The organism is Pseudobutyrivibrio sp. AR14, from assembly GCF_900101325.1.
In the GTDB taxonomy this organism is placed as follows: domain Bacteria; phylum Bacillota; class Clostridia; order Lachnospirales; family Lachnospiraceae; genus Pseudobutyrivibrio.
Map to the genome: position 1 here is coordinate 275,166 of NZ_FMUY01000001.1, position 22,835 is coordinate 298,000.

The window sequence follows — 22,835 nt, forward strand, 5'->3', positions numbered from 1 at the left end:
GTGTACGAGATTTACAAGGAATTTGGTATTTCAAAGGAAGTATATGAATACGGCAAGGCTGTTATTAGTGATTTAGAGCCTAGATTTAAAGAAATTGATCAGGTCGCAGAATACAATCAGCTTAAAGTTTTAAAAGCTATGCAGGAGCATAAAGTAGCTGCAGAGTGTTTCAATGCATCTACAGGCTATGGATATGATGATGTTGGAAGAGACACACTTGAAAAAGTTTACGCATCTGTTTTTAAGGCTGAGGATGCTCTTGTTAGACCTCAAATTACCTGCGGAACTCATGCACTTGCTCTTGCTTTAATGAGTAATTTGCGTCCAGGAGATGAGCTTTTATCTCCAGTAGGTAAGCCATATGACACTTTAGAAGAGGTAATTGGTATCAGACCATCTAATGGTTCTCTTGCAGAATATGGTATTACATATGCTCAGGTAGATTTACTTGCTGATGGTGGCTTTGATTATGATGGAATCAAGGCAGCTATCAATTCAAAGACAAAGCTTGTTACAATTCAGCGTTCAAAGGGATATGCAAATCGTCCTACACTTTCTGTAGAGCAGATAGGAGAGCTAATTTCATTCATAAAAGGAATTAAGCCAGATATTATTTGCATGGTTGATAACTGCTATGGCGAATTTGTTGAAAAAATTGAACCTACTGAAGTTGGGGCTGATATGTGCGTTGGTTCTCTTATTAAAAATCCAGGTGGCGGACTTGCGCCTATTGGCGGATATATTGTTGGCAAAAAAGAATGTATTGAAAATGCTGCACACAGACTTACAAGTCCTGGCCTTGGCAAGGAAGTAGGTGCTTCTCTTGGTATAATGCAGTCATTCTATCAGGGATTTTTCCTGGCACCTACTGTTGTAGCTGGTGCACTTAAGGGAGCTATTTTTGCAGCTAATGTTTATGAGAAGCTTGGCTATTTATGTATACCAAATTCTACTGAACCTAGATACGATATTATTCAGGCGGTATCATTTTTAAAGCCAGAGGGACTTATTGCATTTTGCGAAGGTATTCAGGCTGCAGCTCCAGTTGATTCTTATGTAACTCCAGAACCATGGGATATGCCAGGTTATGATAGTCAGGTTATTATGGCTGCAGGAGCTTTTGTACAGGGCTCATCTATTGAATTATCTGCTGATGGTCCACTTAGAGCACCATATACTGCATTCTTCCAGGGAGGCTTAACTTGGAATCATGCAAAAATAGGAATCCTTAAGTCCCTTCAAAAACTGGTAGATGCTTGCCTTGTGAACAAAAGTCAACTGTGTTAAACTTTTAAGAGGTTTGTAAAAAGGATTAATAGACATATGGAGGATAATCATGGCCAATTCATTTGGTATTGATATAGGAACCCAGAATCTTAAGATTTTCAGCGGTTCAAATAATCATATCACTAACATTAAGAACACAATTGCAATCGTTAATAAAAATCAGATGTATTCATATGGTGACAATGCCTATTCAATGTTTGAAAAGGCACCTGACACTATTGATGTATCTTTCCCAATCATTTCAGGAGTTATCGCTGATTTTGATAATATGCAGACAATGCTTTTTGAAGTTCTTGAAAAGGACTTAAAGGGCAAGATTAAGGGGGCAGATATTGTTGTAGCTGTTCCTACAGATATTACAGAGGTTGAGAAAAAGGCATTCTCAGACTTATTCAGCAAGTCTAAGAACAAGCCTCATTCAATTAGAGTTTGCGAGAAGCCTATCGCTTGTGCTATAGGAATGGGACTTGATGTTTCTGAGCCAACAGGCGTTATGATTGTTGATTTGGGAGCAGATACTACAGAGATTTCTGTTATTTCTTTAGGTGGTCTTGTACTTTCAGAGCTTCTTCCTTTTGGTGGTAATCAAATTGATGAATCTATCGTTACCTACATGAAGAGAAACTTTAATCTTGTTATAGGTCAAAAGACAGCTAAGCAGTTAAAAGAGGAGATTGGTTCTGCTCAGCCAGGCAGAGGTGAGAAGCTTACTGTTGTAGGTCGTGATGTTGTCAGTGGTCTTCCTATCGAGATGGAAGTTGAGAGTGATACTGTATATAACGCTATGAAGGCTGATTTAGAGAGCTTTTGTACAAATGTTAAACTTATCCTTGAAAAGGTTCCACCAGAACTTGCGAAGGATATTGTTCATTCAGGAATTTACCTTACAGGTGGTACATCACAGTTACACCAGCTTCAGGATTTATTCTCTGAAGTTACTAATATTAAAGTTAATGATTATGAGGATCCAGAGGAATCATGCGTAAGAGGACTTGGTTCTGTTCTTGCTGATAATAAATATAAGCAGTACGGATATAGCATGAAGACTCGCATCTTTAAATAGAATTTAGAGGTATTATGAGACAAAGAAAATCAGGCGGGGGCCTTGCAAGTAAATATCTACTTACAATACTGTCTATTTTTTGCATTATGCTTTTGTTTGTTAGCTATTCTACTGGTTTTTCCGGTGGTCCACTTGAGACAGTTGCCAATCATCTCTTTATACCTATGCAAAAGGGTATCGATTATATTGGCAGCAGCATTGCTTATTCTTCTGCAGACACCAAGTCAAAAGAGGAACTCATAAAAGAAAATGAGGAGCTTCAAGCTCAAGTAGAATCACTTAATGCACAGATTGATAGCATGGAGCTGAAGCTCAAGGAATTAGATGAACTTCAAGAGCTCTATGATCTTGATAAGTCATATTATGATTACGAGACTACAGGAGCTCGAATTATTGGAAGAGGAACCACTAATTGGTTCAATACTTTCACTATTGATAAAGGCAGCAAGGATGGTATTAAAGTCAATATGAACGTTATCGCTGATGGCGGCTTGGTAGGAATCGTTGTATCTGTAGGCGATTCGTATGCTGTAGTACGTTCTATAATCGATGATACATCCAATGTAAGTGCTACAATTTCATCTACTGATGACAATTGTATCGTGTCAGGTTCTCTTGAAAATATGGCATCAAACAATCTTATCAATTTTTCTAATCTATATGATGAAGAGGATAAGGTAGCTATTGGAGATGAGATTGTTACATCTAATATTTCAGATAAATATTTACCAGGTCTGACAATAGGTTATGTTTCATCAGTTACTCCTGATGACAATGATTTGACCAAGTCTGGTACTTTGACTCCAGTGGTTGATTTCAGACATTTGTCAGACGTTTTAGTTGTATTACAACTTAAGGAGTCTTACAAAGTTGAATGATTTTAAGAAACATTTACGAAGAATATCAATCATCGCACTTATAATTTTTTTCTGCTATATTTTGCAGACTAGTGTGTTGTCTAGATATCCACTTGCCGGTGTTACCCCTAATATTCTTATTTGCGTTGTAGCTACTTATGGCTTTATGAAGGGTAGACGCTATGGTATTTTAATTGGTTTTTGCACAGGCCTTCTTTTAGACATATATTCTGGTGTCCTTTTTGGATTATATGCTCTTGTATATATGTATATTGGTCTGTTAAATGGTTTATTTAAAAAGCAGTTTTTTGGAGACGATTTAAGACTTCCTATGATTCTCATAGGAACAAGCGACTTGATTTATGGCGTTTTGTCTTATTTCGTCCTGTTTACTATTAGATCTCAGAAGGACTTTTCATTCTACTTTATGAATGTTATTATGCCCGAGGTTGTTTACACACTTGTTGTTTCTATCTTTGTTTATTATGCAATCCTGCATATTAACAATTGGATAGAGAAATTTGAGAAGAAAGGTTCTGATAGAATTGGAAATTATTAAGGACTTTTTTATAAATGCATTTTCTTCACGTATTCGTGTCGTTATGGTAGCAATGGTATTTTTTGCTACCGTTCTTGTTTCACGCCTTTTTTATCTTCAGATAATCAATGGTTCTGAATATCAGGATAACTACAATCTGAAGCTCGAGAAAACTGAGTCTATCCCTGCTACTAGGGGCAATATCTATGATAGAAATGGTAATTTGCTTGCTTACAATGAGTTAGTTTATGCCGTAACAATCCAAGATAATGGTACATATTCCAGCAAAACAGAAAAAAGCGAGTCTTTAAATACTGAGATAGCTCAGATTATCACAAAGCTTGAGGGCAATGGAGATAAACTAGACAATGATTTTGGTATTTATATTGATTCCTCTGGAAATTATCAGTTCTTGTACACTAGTGATACTTTGATTCAGAGATTTAGAGCTGACGTTTTTGGCAAGGCTAATATAGATGATTTGGCCTACAATGAGAATCTTGGTTTTGATGAGGCTACTGCCACACCGACGCAGATTGTTAATTATCTTCAGGGCAGTAGAGTATATAACATTTCAGAAGAGTATGGCAAAAAGCTCAGATATGAAATAATGGTTGTTCGTTACAATATGGGACAGAATTCATATCAGAAATATATTTCTACAGTCATTGCATCAGATGTTTCACAGGAATCTGTAGCCTATATCAAGGAAAACATCAACGAGCTTGTTGGTGTAGATGTAGAACAGCAAGCTGTTAGACGTTATGTTGACAGTGAATATTTTGCTCATATTATTGGTTATACAGGTCAGATTTCTACTGCAGAGTATAAAGAACTATCCGCTAAAGATGATTCAGTAGAGACTACTGATGTTATTGGTAAAATCGGTATCGAAAAGGTGATGAACGATACTCTTGCCGGTAAAAAGGGATATGAAACCCTGTATGTTGATAGTGTTGGTAACACTATAGCTGAAGGTGATCACGTAGCTGCTGTTTCGGGTGACGATGTATATCTTTCTATTGACTATGATTTACAAAAAGCCTCTTATATTTTGCTTGAGCAGGAGATAGCGGGTATTTTATATTCAAAGCTTCGAAATATTAAGAGCTACAAAGTTGAGTCAGACGACGATGTAATTGTGCCTATTTACGATGTCTATTATTCATTTATTAAAAATGGAGTTATAGATATTAATGCATTTAGGGATGAGTCCGCAAGTCCTACAGAAAAGGCTGTATACTCTGCACATGAATCTAAGCAACAATACGTCTTATCCACTCTAAGGAGCCAACTCAAGGTAGGAAATGAGACTATCTATAAGGATTTACCTGAAGAATATCAGGCTTATTCTACTTATATTGTCACAACTCTTAAAGCTCTTGGCGTTTTTGATGCTTCTGCTATTGATGCTTCTTCTGAAGTACAGATTAACTGGACCAAAGAAGAGATGGCTGTTAATAAATATTTGCTCTACGCCATTGAGAACAACTGGATAGATATTACAAAATATGAAGTTGAGAAGAAATACGCAGATACAGAAGAGCTTTACAATGATTTGATTGATTATGTAATTGATTATCTCAACACTGACGTGGGATTCCAGAAGCTTATTTACAAATATTTGCTTTTAGATGATGGAATAACTGGTAATCAGATATGCATGATTTTATATGATCAGGGTGTTCTTGAAGAAGATGAAGAAATGTATTCACGTCTTTCATCAGGCGGTATCACAGCATATGATTTTATGCGTCAAAAGATTAAGTCTCTTGAGATTACACCTGGTCAGATAGCTTTAGATCCTTGTTCAGGTTCTACAGTTATTTTGGATTCAAAAACAGGCGAAGTATTAGCTATGGTTTCATACCCTGGCTATGATAATAATAAGCTGGCTAACTCAGTAGATGCTGACTATTATGCATACCTTAATAATACTGCATCTAATCCACTTTATAACTATGCAACCCAGCAGCGTACTGCTCCTGGTTCTACTTTCAAGATTGTCAGTGCAACAGCAGGTCTTTCCGAGGGAGTTATTACAACGACCTCAGAAATCGAGGATTTAGGTAAATACATGAAGGTTTCCAATCAGCCTGAATGTTGGATTTATTCTAGTGGTGGCACCCATGGTAGCATTAATGTATCTGAAGCTATTAGAGATTCATGTAACTATTTCTTCTACGAAGTGGGTTATAGACTTGCAGATGGATATAATAAATATGACGATCCTGCCGGTATTAAAACAATTACTGATTACGCGTCACTTTATGGTTTAAATGAAACTACTGGTATTGAGATAGAGGAGAATGATCCTAATATTGCCACAAAGTTCCCTGTCATGGCTGCAATTGGTCAGTCTGATAACAACTTTACTACTGTAGGTTTAGCCCGTTATGCAACAGCTATTGCCACTAGCGGTACAGTATATAATCTTACACTTCTTGATAGCGTAAGAGATTCAGATGGAAAGGTCCTTGAGAGCTTTAGTCCATCTGTTAGAAATCATGTAGATGTACTTGACGGTTCTCAATGGAATGCTATTCATTATGGTATGAGAATGGTGTGTGAAAATCTTCATTCCTTTGATAATTTCCAGGTTGAAGTTGCTGGTAAGACTGGTACTGCCCAGCAGTCAAAAACTCGTCCTAGCCACGCTTTATTTATTGGATATGCACCATACGACGATCCGGAAATTGCAATTGCAACTCGTATTGCGTTTGGTTATACATCACATAATGCAGCTGAGGTTTCTAAAGATATTTTGGCTTATTACTTTGGAGTATCAGCTACTGAGGACTTACTTAATGGTGAAGCGACCATGGTTTCAGACTCCTCAGATGAATTTGTACAAGACTAACTAAGGAGTATTTATTATTATGAGTAACGACCCTGTTGTTTTAAAAAGTAATAAATATGGATTATCACTACAATTAGATGCGACTATACCTTTCGAGGAATTAGTTAGAGAGATTTGCAAAAAGTTTGCTCAGTCAGCGGATTTCTTCGGTGAATGTCAAATGATTCTTGAGACTATGGGTCGCGAGCTTTCAACCGAAGAGGGCCTTGTTATAATACAGGCTATTGAGCTTAATTCTAAAATTAAAGTTATTCTTTTAAATGAGAATAATGAGCTAAAAGATACTAGAATGCTGGACCAGGTGGACAGATTCTATACAGATGAAATTTTTGAGAATGCTAAGATCATTAGAGGCTCAATTTACAAAGATGATATTGTTACTTCTGATTCTAGTGTAATTGTTCTTGGAGATGTTAAATCCAAGGCAACTATCCAGGCAAAAGGCAATATTATCGTAATGGGCTCTTTACTGGGAACTGCCTACGCTGGATATCCTGATAATACTGGATGTTATATAGTTGCAGGGCAGCTCAATTCTCACAACATTCATATTGGAACTGTTTCTGGTGAGGTTACAGTACAGGAAAAATGGTCTCTTAGAGTTCATAAGAGAGAAGAGGAGCCAGTAGGTATTTCTGTTTGGAATAGAGAACTTTTAGCAGAGCCTTTAAGTAGTGGTTTATTAAAAAGGATAAAATAATGTTTCATAATTATAAATTTAAGAATCTAGATTTCAAATTAATAATTGCAGTCATAGCCCTTACAATAATTGGCATTTTTGTTATTGGTTCTGCCAATGAGTCCAATCAGCAAAAGCAGATTATTGGTATGATTCTTGGCGTAATTGTTATGAGCGTCATGGCACTGGTCGATTATGATTTTATTCTTCATTTTCACTGGCTATTCTATGGCTTGGTTATTGCTTTGCTTTCATTAGTTCTTTTGGTAGGTGATAAGTCGGGGGGAGCAACAAGATGGATTGAAGTTGGTATCCGTTTTCAGCCTTCTGAGCTTGGTAAGATTCTTCTTATCTTGTTTTTCTCTTGGTTTTTAATGATGCATGAAGAAGATATTAATAAGCCTAAAATTTTAGCTTTTACAATACTTTTATCTTCGGTACCATTATTATTAATAGAAAAAGAACCAGATTTATCTACTACAATTGTCACAATGATGATTATTTGTGTTATGATGTTTGTAGTAGGATTAAGCTATAAATTGGTAGCGATTGTACTTGGTATTACAATACCTTCTATTGTTATTCTTTTAATACTTGTTTCTAGAGAGGGACAGACTATTTTAAAAGAGTATCAGGGCAATCGAATTCTTGCTTGGCTTAAGCCAGACAAATATCCTTCTAGTTCTTATCAGCAGCAAAATTCTATCATGGCCATAGGTTCAGGTCAGTTATTGGGCAAGGGCTTAGGTAATGATGCTTTTGATTCTGTTAAAAATGGTAATTATATTTCTGAGCCTCATACTGATTTTATTTTTGCAGTAGCAGGAGAGGAACTTGGTTTCTTAGGTTCTGTACTTATAATTGCACTTATTTTCTTTATTACAATTGAGATATTGCTTATTGCAAAAAGGGCAAAGGATATTTCGGGGAAATTGATATGTGTTGGTATGGCAACACTTATTGGCTTCCAGAGCTTCGTTAATATCTGCGTTGTTACTGGTTTATTGCCTAATACTGGTTTGCCATTACCATTTGTATCTTACGGATTGACATCGCTTGTTACCGTATATTTTGGAGTTGGTATTGTGCTTAACGTTGGTCTTCAAGCGAAAAATATAAACGGGAGGCTTTTTTAGATGAATATAGGTTTAGTTGCGCACGATTCTAAGAAGAAGCTTATGCAGAATTTTTGCATAGCTTACCGAGGAATACTTAGCAAGAATGAGATTTTTGCTACAGGTACAACAGGTAGACTTGTTGAAGAGGTGACTAATCTTAGCGTACATAAGTACTTAGCAGGTCACTTAGGAGGCACACAGCAACTTGGTGCACAGATTGAACAGAATGAGATTGATTTGGTCATTTTCTTGAGAGACCCATTGACAGTTAAGTCTCATGAGCCTGATGTAAATAGTATTGTTCGCATTTGTGATGCGCATAATATACCATTGGCAACCAATCTTGCCACAGCAGAATTATTAATCAAATCATTAGATCGAGGAGACCTTGAGTGGCGTGAAATGTATAAGTAAAGTTTTCAAAATAATTATTACTTGCAGTTTGTGCCTTTCATTGATCGGATGTGGTTCTAGTACAAAAGACTCTGTTGCAACATATGATATTTATAATTCGTCTTTTGTATACGGTATTACAAATAATGGTTCTAATTCTAATATACAGTTTTTCAGCGATGGATTATGTGTAGCAGGAAAAGATGATTTAGGGACATCTGGTGTTGATTCTCAAGTTGCTCAGGCAGGAGGCGCTTTTAATGCAACAGAACAAAGCGTTTTATATGCTCAGAATATGCATGAGAAGATGTATCCTGCATCTACTACCAAGATTCTTACAGCATATGTTGCTTGTCTATACGGGGATTTAGATAGCTATGTTACTGTGAGCGAAAATGCCTGCAAACAGGAATCAGATTCTTCTGTAATTGATCTTAAGCCTGGAGACGTTATGTCTCTTAGGGATTTATTATATGGTTTGATCTTGCGTTCTGGTAATGATGCGGCAGTTGCAATAGCAGAATCAATGTGCGGAAGCGAAGAAGAATTTGTAGCTAAAATGAACGAGACTGCAAGATCTCTTGGGGCTACTAATTCCAATTTTGTAACTTCCAACGGATTGCACGATGATAATCATTACACTACAGTCTATGATATGTATTTGATTTTGAATAAAGCTATTCAAAACGAAGAGTTTTATAAGATTTTTACATCTACTAATTACACATGCAATTATACTTCAGGTGGTGAGCCTAAGACTGTTGAATGGAGTACAACTAATCAATATTTAACAAATAGTGTTACTACACCTAGCGGGTTTACAATTTTAGGGGGTAAAACAGGTACAACCGGAGCAGCAGGCTATTGTCTGGTATTATTATCAGAAAACGAAGATAAAGACACAATTATCTCAATTGTATTCAATGCTGACTGCAGATCCAATTTATATCTGTTAATGAGTGAAATTCTTAGTAATTATTGTGTATAATTGTTTAGGTTTTCCTCTTAATATGATATGATATATATATCTTAATAAAGGGAGGTATTTTGCTATGGTGGAAATCATTTCAGGAGAAAAAGGCAAAGGCAAGACAAAGTATTTACTCGACAAGGTAAATACAGACATCAAAAAAGTTGATGGTTCTATTGTCTACATTGACAAAAACACTAAGCACATGTACGAGCTTGATTCCAAGATTCGATTGATTAATATGGGGGATTATCCAATCGATTCTACAGATGAATTTTTAGGTTTTCTTAGTGGTGTGTTATCTCAGAACTCAGATATTCAAGAGGTTTTTCTTGACAGTTTCCTTACAGTATCTTACGTAGATACAAATGAAGGCTTTACATCTGCGATGAATAAGCTGGATAAAATTTGTAATAACTACGACGTTAAATTTGTTATTTCCGTTAGCAAAGATGAAAAAGACCTGCCTGAAAGCGCCAAAGGCAAAATCGTTGTTTCATTATAATAAAAGTAGATATGAGGGGCACTTAAGAGTGTCCCTTTTAATTTGTTTGTTCCTATGAGTAAAAATAGTAAAAAATCTTCACAAAAAGCAACTAAAACAATAATTAGATATCCAAAGCAGTATCATTTTTCAATTGGAATGATAGTTATTGGGGTAATGTGCGTTTACATGGTATATCATTTATTTACGTATCTTACATCTAATAACGTTACTATATACGAGGTTTCTCAGGGTTCTATTTCATCTAATTTAGAGTATAATGCCCTTGCTATTAGGCAAGAGCAGATAGTCTATGCGGATAATACTGGAGATATTCTTTATCTTTCCGAAAATTTTGGAAAGGTTGGTGCTAAAAGTCAAGTTTATGCCCTTGATACTTCAGGTGAGATTCTTTCTTCAATTGAAGAGGCTAATGAAAATGCTGAAGTAACTCTGGACGAGTCAGACTATGAGAAGCTCCAAAGTGTAGTTTCCACTTATATGGTTGATTACGACAATCAGCGCTATGGAAAGACATATGCTTTTAAAACAGAACTAGAGTCACAAGCTGAACAATTATACGCCGTCTCTGCTATTGAAAATATGGGAGATAGCCTAACTGCAGCTATGAATTCTGGAACCTTTAACATTTATTCGAGTCCTACACCAGGATTAATTGTATATTCTATTGATGGATTTGAAGATTTAACTACTGATTCTTTTACTTCTGAATCATTTGATACATCAAAATATACTTCTACTAATCTTAAATCACAGAAATCTGTGGAGGCAGGAGCGCCAGTTTATAAGCTTATTACATCGGATCACTGGAATCTTATTTGTGAGATTGATAATGACCTGTACGAAGCTCTAAAAGAAGAAACATATTTACAAATTAAATTCTTAGAGGATGATGTTCAAACATGGACTACAATAGCTTTTGCCGAAAAGGCTGGTAAGAGATATATCATTTTATCATTAGATGATTCCATGGACAGATATGCGGATTCCAGATTTGTTCATATTAAATTTATTAATAATAATATTTCTGGTCTTAAAATCCCTAATTCATCTATTGTTGATAAGGACTTTTATAAGATTCCTAAAGCCTATATGGTTCAGGGTAATAATAACGATGATCCTGGTTTTATTTTGCAGTCGGATGCAGACAATATTTACATTAATCCTACAATATATTATGAGGATGAGGAGTTCTATTATGTTGATGAGGGCGTTCAGCGAGGCGATAAGATATTAAAGCCTAATTCCAACGAATATTACGTAGTTGGCGCTGATATGGGTACACTTCAGGGTGTTTATAATGTAAATAAAGGATATGCAGTATTTAAGCAAATAGAAATCCTATATCAAAACAATGATTATTCTATTATAAAAACAGGTACTAGCTACGGAATTTCAATGTATGACCATATCGTCTTACAGGGAGATGAGGTAGAAGAGAATACAATCATTAATAATTAGCGAGGTAGTCATGAGAGCAGAAGAATTAAAAGAGAACTTAAAAAGTGTCGAAGAGAGAGTAGCAGCAGCTTGTAAGAGAGCAGGCAGAGATAGAAGTGAAGTTACTTTAATCGCTGTTAGTAAGACAAAGCCTGTAGAAGATTTACAGGTCATTTACGATCAGGGAATTCGACAGTTTGGTGAAAATAAAGTTCAGGAGCTTACTGGTAAGATTCCTGAAATGCCAAATGATATTGATTGGCATTTAATTGGGCATCTTCAGAGAAATAAAGTTAAATATATCGTAGATAAAGTTAAGCTTATTCACTCTGTTGATAGCTACCGACTTGCTGAGGAAATTAATATTCAGGCTAAAAAGCATGGTGTAGTTGCTGATATCTTGATTGAGGTTAATGCAGCTAACGAAGCTACAAAGTTTGGAGTTAAGCTTGAGGAAGCAAAAGAACTTTGCAAAGAAATTTCAGAATTAGACGCTGTTCACATCAGAGGTTTGATGACTATCGCACCAAATGTTGTGGTTCCAGAGGAAAATCGAGGGATTTTTCACAAAATAAAGGATTTAGCGGTTGACATAGCCGGTGAAAACTACCATAATATAGATATGGATTTTATATCTATGGGTATGACAAATGATTTTGAAGTAGCCATAGAGGAAGGTGCTACTCATGTAAGAGTTGGCACAGCCATTTTCGGGGAAAGAAACTATGCTTTATAGTTTAAAAGAAGGAGTATGTTATGTTTGAAAGAATGCTTGACGCAATGCATCTTAGCGACGACTATGACGATTACGATGACGATGAATTATATGATGAAGAGGAGAAATCATCCTTCTTTAACAAGTTCTCTAAGAAAGATGATGAGGACAGACGACCAGTTCTAAATAAGCCTTCTGAAAGGGAGACTAGAGCGTCTAAGCCAGCGCCAAAGATTACACCTATGAGAAATAAGGGGAAAGGAACTGTTATGGAGGTATGTGTTATTAGACCATCTTCATTTGAGGATGCTCGAGAGATATCAGAGACACTACTCGCTGATAGAACGGTTCTTCTTAACATGAAGGGCTTAGATTTAGGAGTAGCACAAAGAATCATTGATTTCACTTGCGGTACATGTTACGCAATAGATGGTAACCTTCAGAGAATTGAGGATTACATTTTCATCATTACCCCTGCAGGAGTTGAGTTATCTGGTGATTTAGCAGGAATCGTTGATGCTTTTGACTTTACAGGGATTCAGACAGGATTTTAGTTTATAAGCACCAGAGTCAATCTGGTGCTTTTGTTTTATGTATTGTTTTGACTTACTATAGGAGACATCATGGCAAAAGATATTAATGTAAATTACAACGGACAGTATAGCTATAGCATTTGTATTAGATCCGATTTTAATGATCTTATACCTATGCTTAATGAAAAAGTAAAAAAATCATATGATAAGGTCTGCATAGTTACAGATTCTAATGTTGCTTCTCATTATTTAAGTGATTTGCTAGAGATTTTTAAGAATAATGGTGATGAAGTTTATTCTTTTAGCTTTGAAGCAGGTGAAGCATCGAAAACACTTGATACTGTCAGATTCTTATATGAACATTTAATTACTAAGAAGTTTACTCGTAAATCCCTTCTTGTAGCATTAGGCGGTGGTGTTGTAGGTGATTTGACTGGCTTTGCCGCCAGCACTTTCCTTCGTGGAATTGATTTTATCCAAGTTCCTACTACATTGCTTTCTCAGGTAGATAGTTCTGTTGGTGGCAAGACAGGTGTGGACTTTGATGGCTATAAAAATATGGTAGGAGCATTTTACATGCCTAAGCTTGTATATATGAATCTTTCTACCTTGAAGACTCTTGATGACTATAATTTCGCATGCGGTATGGGCGAGGTTATTAAGCATGGTCTCATAGCAGATGCTGATTTTTACAGATGGTTAAGTGAAAATTCAATCAAGCTTAAAGAAAGAGACTTTGATGCTTTAGAATACTGTGTATACACTAATTGCAATATAAAGAGACATGTTGTAGAGATAGACCCTACAGAAAAGGGAATTAGAGCTTATCTTAATTTTGGACATACACTAGGACATGCAATTGAAAAGCATTCTAATTTTACTTTAGGCCATGGTCAGTGCGTTTCTCTTGGAATGATTTGTGCAGGTTATCTATCAGAGAAATTAGGATATATTACAGCAAAGGATAATGAGGAAATCGCTAGAATTTGCCAGTTATATGATTTACCTATTAAGGTGGGAAATATGACTAAGGAACAGGTCCTTGCAGCATCTAAATCTGATAAGAAGATGCAGGGTTCTAAAATCAAATTTACCATTTTAAAAAGTATTGGTGCCGCAGATTCTTATTTAGATTTTACTGATGAAGATTTGCTAGAAGCTATTGAAAAGGTGTTAGAATAATGTTTTACAAGGTTAATAAATGGATATCAATTATATACAGTCTCATTCTTGTAGGCTTATTAGTTTTACTTGATCAATGGACTAAGCATCTTGCTGTTAGTCACCTGATGAATAAAAGCGATATTATTCTTATACCAAATGTATTACAGTTACATTACTTGGAGAATACTGGTGCAGCTTTTTCTATGCTTGAGGGTAAGCAAACCTTCTTTGCGGTGGCAACACCTATATTATTAATTCTACTTTTAATAATACTTTTTAGGATGCCACGAGAGAAAAAATACTTATATCTGGATTATATTATTGTTTTAGTTGTTGCAGGTGCAATAGGTAATCATATTGATAGAGTTATTAATAACTATGTAGTAGACTTTATTTATTTTTCTCTTATTAATTTTCCGGTATTTAATATTGCAGATTGTTATGTAACTGTATCCATGATATTATTACTGATATTGATTTTGTTCTACTATAAAGACGAAGATTTAGAAGAAATTAAAAAGAGTATTTTATCAAGAAATTAGTATGGATGAAAGTTTAATCGTAATTGAAGAACCTTCTGATGCAGGCATTCGTATTGATAAATTCCTTGCATCAGCTATACCAGACAAATCACGGAGCCATTATCAAAAAGCTATTGATAATGGCCTTGTTTTGGTTAATGGTAAAACAGTTAAAAGTAAATATCAGACTCGACTAGGTGATGAAATTGTAATTAGTATTGAGCCTGTTAAGGAAATAGATATTTTACCTGAGGATATTCCTATAGATATTCTCTATGAAGATAATGATGTAATTGTAGTTAACAAACCAAAGGGCATGGTTGTTCATCCAGCACCTGGTCATTATTCTGGAACTCTTGTTAATGCTTTGATGTTTCATTGCAAGGATTCTTTGTCAGGTATCAATGGTGAGATTAGACCAGGAATTGTTCATAGAATTGATATGAATACAACTGGATCACTTTTAGTTTGCAAAAATGACAAGGCCCATAATGATATAGCAGCCCAAATCAAGGTACATTCGGTTAATAGAATCTATAAAGGAATAGTTATTGGCAATTTTAAAGAAGAAGAAGGTACCGTAGATGCCCCAATTGGCCGTAATCCCAAGGATAGAAAGAAAATGGCTGTTGTACCAAATGGACGTGAGGCCGTTACTCATTTTACTGTTTTAGAGCAGTTTAAAGGCTATTCTTATGTACAGTTTAAGCTAGAGACAGGCAGGACACATCAGATACGTGTGCATATGGCTCATATAGGACATCCACTTTTAGGTGATGATGTCTATGGCAAGCCCGTTAAAAATCTTGAGGGGCAGACGCTTCATGCTCAAACACTTGGGTTCAAGCAGCCTACAACAGGGGAATATGTTGAGGTTAACGCTCCATTGCCTTCATATTTTGAAGAATTACTTAATAAATATCGTAAGATGACAATTAATTAAAAGGTCTAAGCATTAATTTGCTTAGACCCTTATTTTGCTTATTTATCTTTATTTTTAAAATTAACAGCATTTCTTGCCTGTTTTTTGTGTTCATCCTCGATAGCAGCATAGTAATCAATAGTTGTATTTATATTTTCATGTCCTAATACGTCAGCAACTAAACGAATATCGCCTGTTTCACGATAGAGGGCAGTACCATAAGTACTTCTAAGCTTATGTGGCGTAATTTTCTTGTTCGGAACCACCATTTTCGCGTATTTTTTAACTAAATTCTCAATAGCATCAATACTAATACGCTTGCCCTGGAGAGAGTAGAAGAGAGCGCTTTCGTGGCCTTCTACAGGGTTAATGTATTCTCGTTCGCCATTAATATAGTCTTTTAAAGTCTCTGCAACATCATCATTGAAGTAGATAATATCTTGCCCGCCTCCCTTTCGAACAATTGTTAAAGAATTAACAATAAAATCTACATCGTTTAAATCAAGTCCATTGCATTCGCTGACACGAATTCCGGTATTAAGCATAAGTGTTAATATGGCTAAATCACGTCCACGAGTCTTTTGATTATATTTCTTTTGACGTTCAGATGTATAACAATTTCCGTTATCAATTGCCTCTAAAATTGCCTGAACCTCATAATTATTCATACGAACGATGTTTTTATCCTTTTTAAGCTTTGGCAAAGCAACCAGCTGGGTTGGATCCTTAGAAACAAATTCTCTTTGCAATAAATACTTGTACATACTGCGTAAAGGAGACATTTTTCGCGCTATGGCTTTTTTACCATTTTCATGTTGCTCACCAATAACATTTAACTCTAAGTATCTTTGATATTCTTCAAGATCATCTGGAGTAATTTTATCAAGGACGTTGTATTCGATTTTTTTGATGTCCATACCTGTAATTGTAGGGTTGGAGCTCTCTAAAAATCGAAAGAAGGTCAATAAATCATAGCAATATGAAATCAATGTACTTGGTTGCGTAGTTTGTTCCTTGGAATGAATAAAATCAACAGCAGGCTTAGGAAGTTGGAGAATAAGCTCACGTAATTTTAATTTCTGTTTTTTTGATTTATTTTTATAGAATTCTGAATCCTTACCCATGAAAAACCTCCAAATATCAATGTTTACAAGGATTATAGGATTTCCTTGTTTTTACTATTATAACATACTTTCTATCGGAAAAACAGATATTTAACCGATAGATGCATATCTTTTTTACACTACTCTTTTTCGAGTAGATTTTAATAAAATATAAATAATATTGTCATTGATAACTATAGAAGTAAATTTTATTTTATTGCCAAATCATCTTCTATAGTCAGTAGAAACATCTATGAATGAACGCTTACCAGTTATATAGTCATCATAGGCTGTTTCTGCATCTTTGCCATGGAAAACCTGACATAGCCCACACATATCACAATCAGCAATACATGGATAGGTTCTTTTTATATATTCTCGTCGTTCTTCAACTGTGGAATTTGATATGTCTGGTGCCATAGTAGCTTCTCCTATTTTATCTGCCTATCCTGACGGTATGTAGACATGTAATCAGCGTTAATATCAGCTATTTCTCGTCTTCCATCAATGTAATCCTGATAAATATCCCAAGGACTTCCGCCGCCCAGCCAACAAGAAGAACAATTTTCGCATCCACCTCCGCAATCAAGGGATGCTTTAATTATTTCTTCTCGTTCTTCTTTTGTAGTGTCTTTTATAAGAATAGATTTCATAATGGTCCCCACAATTCTTTACAACACTATTAATTATCTCCTATATAAGTATATTATACAGTACAAAAGCTATTTTATAAATCTTATTTAGATGTAGGTAAATACTGCACTGCTATTCTATTTTCTGGCTTTGAATCTACTAGATATATTACTATCAAAAATAACCATTCTAATGGCTTCATTATGATATAAGTAATATCACATGCTACTTTGTGTGTTCTAATTAAATTAGCTATTGGAAAGCCGTATTTATCATAAAAACTCCTGATTGACCTATGAAATCTAGGGGTTTTCTCTTCTAATATATTCTCAAAGGCATTAGCGATAAGAAGTTGGCGATTAACAATGATTCTATGACCATGGCGCTCTCCCATTCTAATAGGCTTAACAAGCTTTCTATGTCCACCAGCTGCTACAGTGCAAAGATAATGGTTATCCATAGGTAGATTCTGTGGAGCCTCTTTTAGGGACAAAGTCCAATCACTTGTCTCTGTCCACGCCTTTATAATTGCATCTGGCTCTTGGCCAAAAAGTACAAGTACAATAAGAATTATTCCAAGCATAGGAATAACAAAAAATAGTCCCCAAATTGGCCATTTATTTGAACATTTAATAAGTATGCTATTTATCTTTTTAATAAATGGTGATTTTCCATATATTTTATCTTCATGAAATTCATCGTTGCACCACTCTTTTATTTTCTCTCTTATTATCGTAAATGCGATAATGAATATGTTTATCGGTACTAATATATATAACGCGCCTACAAAATCAAATGCTATAGGCAAGCATTGAATTGCCCATAAAAGCTGTATTATAAGTGCTAAATAAATTGAAGTAATACATAAAACAGTAGTTAGTGGGGGCAATTTGTTTACATTATTAGATAGTAAAATAATGGCTCCTACAATACCTACTAATGATACGACGATAACAGTTATATACCCACCAGTCCAAATAGGTTGATGCCTTTCTACATTATATAACTGTTCAGTCCATTCAGCTTCAAATATTACATCTAATAAAGTCATCATGCCAAAGGTATAAAAAATACCTAATAATATGGTCAATGCCCAAAATACATGTCTTAATATCTTCTTTTTCCATTCATGAAAAATACCAATAAAATTATATAAAGACAATAATGCTGGTACACCTAATGTTAAGAAAGACACAATAAGTGAAATGAATAATTCTCCCATAAACTCAAAACTCCTTTTAATCTTGGTATATAAAATTTACCATAATTCATATTTATCTATTGAATATTCTACATCCTAGTGCTATTGTAATCATAGCTTTATCGCTTTAACGTACTAAACTCTATTTATGAAAGGAAGGATATTTTTATGAAAAAAATCAGTGATTTTATCGGAAAGTACATGGCGATTATCGTTCTAGTTGTGGCAGCTCTGGCTTTATTTAAACCGGTTACATGTCTTTGGATTCAAACAACATGGATTAACTATTTATTAATGGTTGTAATGTTTGGTATGGGTCTTACAATTAAACCAGAAGATTTCGTATTAGTGTTTACACATCCAAAGGATATCTTACTTGGATGCCTGGCTCAGTTTACTATCATGCCTCTTCTTGCTTTTATCTTAGGAAAGACATTTGGTCTTGAGGCTGGATTACTTGCTGGTGTAATTCTTGTAGGTACATGTCCAGGTGGTACATCTAGCAATGTTATTACCTATCTAAGCGAAGGTGATGTAGCATTGTCTGTAGGTATGACAAGCGTTAATACTCTACTCGCACCATTCCTTACACCACTAATTACATATTTATTCTTACATACTTCAGTATCAGTTGATATAAAGGCAATGTTTATATCAATAATCAAAGTTGTAATTGTACCAATCGCACTTGGATTTATTATAAATCATTTCTTTGGTAAATATACTCAGAAAGTAAAGGAAGCTCTTCCACTTATCAGTGTTCTTGCTATTACAATGATTGTAGCAGCTGTAGTATCACACAATTCTGAGCAGATTCTTTCAACAGGTGCTATTATCTTTGTAGTGGTAATCCTTCATAACTTACTTGGATATGCATGTGGTTTATTATTAGGAAAAGTTCTTGGTCTTCCACTTGCTAAGAAGAAAGCATTATCTGTTGAGATTGGTATGCAAAACTCTGGTCTTGCAACATCTCTTGCTGGTACAGCATTCCCTGATCTTGCAATGGCTACAGTACCTGGAGCTATTTTCTCAGTATGGCATAATATCTCAGGTGCATTACTTGCAAATCTCTATAGAAGAATGAAATCAGAGGATAATAATTCAAGTCAGCTTGAAGTTAGTCTTGATTCTACAAATTAAAAAAATTAAGGTTGCAGATTATTCTGCAACCTTTTATTTTTAATATTTAAAAACTGCCTGGCTCATCTTCCATGATGATGGCTGCTATAATATATGCTAAAATTCCACAACCAGCGCAGCAGGCAAATATAACCCAAAGCAATCTAATAAATGTAGGATCTACACCAAGATAATCTCCTATTCCGCCGCATACACCGCAAATTTTTCTGTGATTACTTTTATAAAGTCTTTTATTCATTTTCATCCCTCCATTTATCTATAATCTTAATTTATAAAGATTAAAAATACAAGAGACTAGAATTGAATTACATCTTCTAATGTTCTAACAAAAAGTTCAAGTCCTTCTTTGTCTGTCTGTGAAAATCTATTTAGACTAGGGCTGTCAATATCAAGTACGCCCACAATCTTACCATTATTATGAATAGGAACTACTATTTCTGAGTTAGAAGCGCTATCACATGCTATATGACCAGGAAATTCATGTACATTAGGAACTATTATAGTCTCATCATTTTGTACAGCTGTACCACATACACCCCTGCCTAATTTGATTCTAATGCAAGCGACCTTTCCTTGAAATGGACCAAGCAATAAGGAATCATTGTCTATTAAATAAAACCCAGCCCAATTTAAATCATCTAAGTTTTGGTTAATTAGGGCAGAAGCATTAGATAATACTGGAATATAGCTTGGCTCATCCTCTGCTAGTGCTTTTAACTGTTCTGCAAGTAACTTATAATCTGTCATTTATACATCCTCTCTTTATTCGAATCCGCAAATGCGAATTCTATTGTAGCTTCCTGTTGAGTATATAATAAATTTGCTAGTTATAGTAGCCTATTTTAAGAAAAACTTCGTCCATAAGCTCTGCATTCCTAATAGAAAAATTAGGAGTAATATGCTGAGGTTCGCCATTTAAAATGCAGCTATTAAGCTGAGCAATCTCAAGTGAATAATTCTGTGGAACGGATATCTTTCGCTCTATTATTTCCTTATCCAGGTATATTTTATATGATAACTCTCCAGATTGATTGAACTCTACATCAGAGCGAATTGCCCCCTTTGAGCCGTGTATATAAAGCTTATCAAAGCGACTACCGGTATCCTTGCCAAGTATCATACCAACAGTAAAAGTAGCATTAACACCATTTTTAAATTTGATAATAGCATTAGTAAGCTCATCAACACCAAGTTTTGTGTATCTTGCGTTGGCAATAACTGATGTAGGTGTAGAATCTATCAAAGATAAAATCATGGTAGTGCAATAACATCCTAAATCGTACATTGCACCACCACCCTGGTCTTTGTATAATCGTATATCTTCACTATAGCCCTGAGTTAAAAACTCTGATTCAATATAATCAATGTCTCCGATTAATCCTGAATCTATGTCTGCCTTTAAACTCTTAATATATGGACTATGTAAATATGCATATGCCTCCATAAGTATTACACCATTAGTCTTGGCTGTTTCAAACATATCTCTAGCGGCACTTGCATTAAGAGCAAGAGGCTTCTCACACATAACATGCTTTTTATGCTGTAGGGCTTCCTTAACCCATTTTAAATGAAGGCCATTAGGCAGAGGAATATAAATTGCTTGTACCTCAGAATCTTCAATTAATTCTTCATAAGAACTATATGCTTTTTGAAATCCAAAATCATCCTTGAACTTAAGGGCCTTATTAATATCTCTTCCTGCAATAGCATAAAGCTCACAAGTATCAACTTGCTGCATTCCAGGAATGGTACAACCCTTTGCAATATTTGCTGTTCCTAAAACACCCCATTTTACCTTTTCCATAAATAAAAACCTCACAAAATATTATTTGATAAAACTATATCCATAATAACAAGTCTTCTTTAAAGGAACTAATTAATCATTGGTAAAGGATTAATCAATTTTTGTCATTAATAAAAATAGGAACAAACCAACAAATAAAGGTGATCTGTTCCTATAATATAACTAAATAAATCCTACTAAGTAAGTAAATCTGGCGAATTCTGAGAGTTAACATATACGCCATGCTCTTCCATGGTAGTAATAATTGTGTTTCTCACTAAATCTGCCACCTCGTGTGTCTTCATATCCTTGTATGTATCATAGAGGATAGGCTTACCAAATATTACTTTAGTAGTAACAGGACCAGGCTTAAGGCTATTAAATGCAATATAGGAATCTATTAAAGTAACAGGAATAATAGGAACCTGAGCCTTCATAGCGCATTTAAAACTGCCGGGCTTAAATCTCTGAACTATATTACCATTTCGATCATATCCACCCTCGGAAAAGAGAATGAAGCGTGTGCCCTCAGCAACTTCCTTAGTAATCTGGTCCATAATACGGATATTCTGTCGTACATCATCAAGGGCTAAACGCTTGGCGCCAAGCAAATCAACTAACTCTCTAACTAAAAAGCCATATGACTTAGCCTTATCCATAACAAAGGTACAAGGATTATGATGGGCATACATAATACCTAAAGCATCGTATTTGCCCTGATGATTAGGATACATAACATATCCGCCCTCTTCTGGAAGGTTCTCCGTACCGTACACTTCTGTGGTAATTCTAGCGCTCTTCTTTAAAAATCTAATAAGTCTAAGAGCGTAAGCATATCTAACCTTCTCGGGATACCTATCCTTGTGTTTGGTCATCTTACGCATGTGGGATACTAAAGATGGTCCACGTTTTAAATTAAAAATAATAGCGATAAAAAATCTAATCATTTACTCTCCTAAAATACAAAATATAGATATGTTATCAAATATATAATCTATATGTATGTATTCTAACACAAGAGAATAAAGTATGTGAATACTTAAAGTTCCTCATATGAGGAATATTCAATAACTAAGTAATTTCCGGCGGTAATATCGTCCTTTGACAAATGATTCAGTGACTTAATATTATCAATGAACTCCCTCTTATCAGTAAAATCTGGTCCCATGAACTGATCTGCTATAGTCCAAAGTGTATCACCATCCTGAACCTCATAGCTAGTGTAATATGTATATACCTCTCTGCTATCCTCTGCAGAAGCATTAATACTAAAAGAAATCATCCCAACAAGAATAGCTGCAAAAATCCCAATAAATAACATCATCTTGCGTCTCTTAACAATTAACTCTGCTTTAGTAACTGCTCTCATAATTCTCATCCTCCAAAAAGATGTTCGAAAACATTTGT

26 protein-coding genes are annotated in these 22,835 nt (G+C 35.0%); 17 read left to right on the forward strand and 9 right to left on the reverse strand.

What is annotated here, in order from left to right:
* The 16 genes from BLP50_RS01250 to BLP50_RS01325 all read left to right on the forward strand — a co-directional run bounded on the left by BLP50_RS01250 (position 1) and on the right by BLP50_RS01325 (position 15,586).
* On the forward strand, positions 1–1,287 hold the full coding sequence (locus BLP50_RS01250) for a methionine gamma-lyase family protein (RefSeq protein WP_330386035.1): 1,287 nt from the start codon (positions 1–3) through the stop codon (positions 1,285–1,287).
* 49 nt (positions 1,288–1,336) lie between these two features.
* Positions 1,337–2,350: a rod shape-determining protein gene (mreB, locus tag BLP50_RS01255; RefSeq protein ID WP_176753650.1), complete on the forward strand. Its 1,014-nt coding sequence runs from the start codon at positions 1,337–1,339 to the stop codon at positions 2,348–2,350.
* A gap of 14 nt (positions 2,351–2,364) precedes the next feature.
* Positions 2,365–3,228, forward strand: a complete 864-nt coding sequence (mreC, locus tag BLP50_RS01260; RefSeq protein WP_090149714.1) for a rod shape-determining protein MreC — start codon at positions 2,365–2,367, stop codon at positions 3,226–3,228.
* Positions 3,221–3,766, forward strand: a complete 546-nt coding sequence (gene mreD, locus BLP50_RS01265) for a rod shape-determining protein MreD (protein ID WP_242869193.1) — start codon at positions 3,221–3,223, stop codon at positions 3,764–3,766. Before mreC ends, mreD begins: the two co-directional genes overlap by 8 nt.
* Positions 3,753–6,605, forward strand: coding sequence for a penicillin-binding transpeptidase domain-containing protein (locus BLP50_RS01270; RefSeq protein WP_242869194.1), 2,853 nt, complete (start codon positions 3,753–3,755; stop codon positions 6,603–6,605). The genes mreD and BLP50_RS01270 overlap by 14 nt, the downstream gene beginning before the upstream one ends.
* Before the next feature lie 19 nt (positions 6,606–6,624).
* Positions 6,625–7,305: a septum site-determining protein MinC gene (locus tag BLP50_RS01275; protein ID WP_090149717.1), complete on the forward strand. Its 681-nt coding sequence runs from the start codon at positions 6,625–6,627 to the stop codon at positions 7,303–7,305.
* Positions 7,305–8,420: an FtsW/RodA/SpoVE family cell cycle protein gene (locus BLP50_RS01280; protein ID WP_090149720.1), complete on the forward strand. Its 1,116-nt coding sequence runs from the start codon at positions 7,305–7,307 to the stop codon at positions 8,418–8,420. Before BLP50_RS01275 ends, BLP50_RS01280 begins: the two co-directional genes overlap by 1 nt.
* Positions 8,421–8,816: a methylglyoxal synthase gene (locus tag BLP50_RS01285; RefSeq protein ID WP_090149724.1), complete on the forward strand. Its 396-nt coding sequence runs from the start codon at positions 8,421–8,423 to the stop codon at positions 8,814–8,816. It begins immediately after the preceding gene.
* A complete protein-coding gene (locus tag BLP50_RS01290; RefSeq protein ID WP_242869195.1) occupies positions 8,800–9,783 on the forward strand; it encodes a D-alanyl-D-alanine carboxypeptidase family protein in 984 nt (327 codons plus the stop codon). Before BLP50_RS01285 ends, BLP50_RS01290 begins: the two co-directional genes overlap by 17 nt.
* A 64-nt stretch (positions 9,784–9,847) precedes the next feature.
* Positions 9,848–10,270, forward strand: a complete 423-nt coding sequence (locus BLP50_RS01295; protein ID WP_090149727.1) for a twitching motility protein PilT — start codon at positions 9,848–9,850, stop codon at positions 10,268–10,270.
* Positions 10,271–10,324: 54 nt separating this feature from the next.
* Positions 10,325–11,731, forward strand: a complete 1,407-nt coding sequence (locus tag BLP50_RS01300) for a biotin/lipoyl attachment domain-containing protein (RefSeq protein WP_090149731.1) — start codon at positions 10,325–10,327, stop codon at positions 11,729–11,731.
* A gap of 10 nt (positions 11,732–11,741) precedes the next feature.
* Positions 11,742–12,446 (forward strand): YggS family pyridoxal phosphate-dependent enzyme, encoded by a 705-nt coding sequence (locus BLP50_RS01305; protein ID WP_090149734.1) that lies wholly within the window; start codon positions 11,742–11,744, stop codon positions 12,444–12,446.
* Between the two features lie 20 nt (positions 12,447–12,466).
* Positions 12,467–12,979 (forward strand): cell division protein SepF, encoded by a 513-nt coding sequence (locus BLP50_RS01310; protein WP_090149737.1) that lies wholly within the window; start codon positions 12,467–12,469, stop codon positions 12,977–12,979.
* Positions 12,980–13,048: 69 nt separating this feature from the next.
* A complete protein-coding gene (aroB, locus tag BLP50_RS01315; RefSeq protein WP_090149740.1) occupies positions 13,049–14,140 on the forward strand; it encodes a 3-dehydroquinate synthase in 1,092 nt (363 codons plus the stop codon).
* Complete coding sequence (lspA, locus tag BLP50_RS01320; protein WP_090149743.1) at positions 14,140–14,664, forward strand: signal peptidase II; 525 nt, start codon at positions 14,140–14,142, stop codon at positions 14,662–14,664. Before aroB ends, lspA begins: the two co-directional genes overlap by 1 nt.
* 1 nt (position 14,665) lies before the next feature.
* The gene (locus BLP50_RS01325; protein WP_090149746.1) at positions 14,666–15,586 is read left to right on the forward strand and encodes an RluA family pseudouridine synthase; all 921 of its coding nucleotides are present in this window, start codon (positions 14,666–14,668) and stop codon (positions 15,584–15,586) included.
* Positions 15,587–15,624: 38 nt separating this feature from the next.
* On the opposite strand, the gene BLP50_RS01330 is transcribed toward BLP50_RS01325, so the two are convergent.
* From BLP50_RS01330 to BLP50_RS01345, 4 genes are all read right to left on the reverse strand, one after another.
* A complete protein-coding gene (locus tag BLP50_RS01330) occupies positions 15,625–16,689 on the reverse strand; it encodes a tyrosine-type recombinase/integrase (protein WP_090149749.1) in 1,065 nt (354 codons plus the stop codon).
* A 204-nt stretch (positions 16,690–16,893) separates the two neighbouring features.
* Positions 16,894–17,088, reverse strand: coding sequence for a hypothetical protein (locus BLP50_RS01335; RefSeq protein ID WP_090149752.1), 195 nt, complete (start codon positions 17,086–17,088; stop codon positions 16,894–16,896).
* Between the two features lie 11 nt (positions 17,089–17,099).
* On the reverse strand, positions 17,100–17,321 hold the full coding sequence (locus BLP50_RS01340) for a hypothetical protein (RefSeq protein ID WP_090149755.1): 222 nt from the start codon (positions 17,319–17,321) through the stop codon (positions 17,100–17,102).
* A gap of 83 nt (positions 17,322–17,404) precedes the next feature.
* On the reverse strand, positions 17,405–18,523 hold the full coding sequence (locus BLP50_RS01345; protein ID WP_090149758.1) for a DUF6688 domain-containing protein: 1,119 nt from the start codon (positions 18,521–18,523) through the stop codon (positions 17,405–17,407).
* Positions 18,524–18,670: 147 nt separating this feature from the next.
* On the opposite strand from BLP50_RS01345, the gene BLP50_RS01350 reads away from it, so the two are divergent.
* Positions 18,671–19,645, forward strand: a complete 975-nt coding sequence (locus BLP50_RS01350; RefSeq protein ID WP_090149761.1) for a bile acid:sodium symporter family protein — start codon at positions 18,671–18,673, stop codon at positions 19,643–19,645.
* Positions 19,646–19,691: 46 nt separating this feature from the next.
* Here the strand turns inward: BLP50_RS01350 and BLP50_RS01355 are convergent, their stop codons facing one another.
* The 5 genes from BLP50_RS01355 to BLP50_RS01375 form a co-directional block, all read right to left on the reverse strand.
* Positions 19,692–19,883, reverse strand: a complete 192-nt coding sequence (locus BLP50_RS01355) for a PspC domain-containing protein (protein ID WP_090149764.1) — start codon at positions 19,881–19,883, stop codon at positions 19,692–19,694.
* Positions 19,884–19,939: 56 nt separating this feature from the next.
* Positions 19,940–20,392, reverse strand: coding sequence for a GAF domain-containing protein (locus BLP50_RS01360; RefSeq protein WP_090149767.1), 453 nt, complete (start codon positions 20,390–20,392; stop codon positions 19,940–19,942).
* Positions 20,393–20,468: 76 nt separating this feature from the next.
* Positions 20,469–21,449, reverse strand: a complete 981-nt coding sequence (locus BLP50_RS01365) for a Gfo/Idh/MocA family protein (protein WP_090149770.1) — start codon at positions 21,447–21,449, stop codon at positions 20,469–20,471.
* Positions 21,450–21,625: 176 nt separating this feature from the next.
* Positions 21,626–22,375: a lysophospholipid acyltransferase family protein gene (locus BLP50_RS01370; RefSeq protein ID WP_090149773.1), complete on the reverse strand. Its 750-nt coding sequence runs from the start codon at positions 22,373–22,375 to the stop codon at positions 21,626–21,628.
* A gap of 92 nt (positions 22,376–22,467) precedes the next feature.
* Entirely contained in the window at positions 22,468–22,797 is a 330-nt protein-coding gene (locus BLP50_RS01375) for a LysM peptidoglycan-binding domain-containing protein (protein WP_176753651.1), read from the reverse strand.
* Positions 22,798–22,835 lie beyond the last annotated feature (38 nt).

Excerpts from the sequence above, each read along its gene's own strand:
- BLP50_RS01365 (WP_090149770.1), bottom strand. The coding sequence starts at position 21,449 with ATGGAAAAGGTAAAATGGGGTGTTTTAGGAACAGCAAATATTGCAAAG.
- mreB (WP_176753650.1), top strand. The coding sequence starts at position 1,337 with ATGGCCAATTCATTTGGTATTGATATAGGAACCCAGAATCTTAAGATT.
- BLP50_RS01295 (WP_090149727.1), top strand. The coding sequence starts at position 9,848 with ATGGTGGAAATCATTTCAGGAGAAAAAGGCAAAGGCAAGACAAAGTAT.
- BLP50_RS01280 (WP_090149720.1), top strand. The coding sequence starts at position 7,305 with ATGTTTCATAATTATAAATTTAAGAATCTAGATTTCAAATTAATAATT.
- BLP50_RS01355 (WP_090149764.1), bottom strand. The coding sequence starts at position 19,883 with ATGAATAAAAGACTTTATAAAAGTAATCACAGAAAAATTTGCGGTGTA.
- BLP50_RS01300 (WP_090149731.1), top strand. The coding sequence starts at position 10,325 with ATGAGTAAAAATAGTAAAAAATCTTCACAAAAAGCAACTAAAACAATA.
- BLP50_RS01275 (WP_090149717.1), top strand. The coding sequence starts at position 6,625 with ATGAGTAACGACCCTGTTGTTTTAAAAAGTAATAAATATGGATTATCA.
- BLP50_RS01305 (WP_090149734.1), top strand. The coding sequence starts at position 11,742 with ATGAGAGCAGAAGAATTAAAAGAGAACTTAAAAAGTGTCGAAGAGAGA.
- BLP50_RS01325 (WP_090149746.1), top strand. The coding sequence starts at position 14,666 with ATGGATGAAAGTTTAATCGTAATTGAAGAACCTTCTGATGCAGGCATT.
- aroB (WP_090149740.1), top strand. The coding sequence starts at position 13,049 with ATGGCAAAAGATATTAATGTAAATTACAACGGACAGTATAGCTATAGC.
- BLP50_RS01310 (WP_090149737.1), top strand. The coding sequence starts at position 12,467 with ATGTTTGAAAGAATGCTTGACGCAATGCATCTTAGCGACGACTATGAC.
- BLP50_RS01335 (WP_090149752.1), bottom strand. The coding sequence starts at position 17,088 with ATGGCACCAGACATATCAAATTCCACAGTTGAAGAACGACGAGAATAT.
- BLP50_RS01350 (WP_090149761.1), top strand. The coding sequence starts at position 18,671 with ATGAAAAAAATCAGTGATTTTATCGGAAAGTACATGGCGATTATCGTT.
- BLP50_RS01375 (WP_176753651.1), bottom strand. The coding sequence starts at position 22,797 with ATGAGAGCAGTTACTAAAGCAGAGTTAATTGTTAAGAGACGCAAGATG.
- lspA (WP_090149743.1), top strand. The coding sequence starts at position 14,140 with ATGTTTTACAAGGTTAATAAATGGATATCAATTATATACAGTCTCATT.
- BLP50_RS01285 (WP_090149724.1), top strand. The coding sequence starts at position 8,421 with ATGAATATAGGTTTAGTTGCGCACGATTCTAAGAAGAAGCTTATGCAG.
- BLP50_RS01370 (WP_090149773.1), bottom strand. The coding sequence starts at position 22,375 with ATGATTAGATTTTTTATCGCTATTATTTTTAATTTAAAACGTGGACCA.
- BLP50_RS01345 (WP_090149758.1), bottom strand. The coding sequence starts at position 18,523 with ATGGGAGAATTATTCATTTCACTTATTGTGTCTTTCTTAACATTAGGT.
- BLP50_RS01330 (WP_090149749.1), bottom strand. The coding sequence starts at position 16,689 with ATGGGTAAGGATTCAGAATTCTATAAAAATAAATCAAAAAAACAGAAA.
- BLP50_RS01340 (WP_090149755.1), bottom strand. The coding sequence starts at position 17,321 with ATGAAATCTATTCTTATAAAAGACACTACAAAAGAAGAACGAGAAGAA.
- BLP50_RS01360 (WP_090149767.1), bottom strand. The coding sequence starts at position 20,392 with ATGACAGATTATAAGTTACTTGCAGAACAGTTAAAAGCACTAGCAGAG.
- mreC (WP_090149714.1), top strand. The coding sequence starts at position 2,365 with ATGAGACAAAGAAAATCAGGCGGGGGCCTTGCAAGTAAATATCTACTT.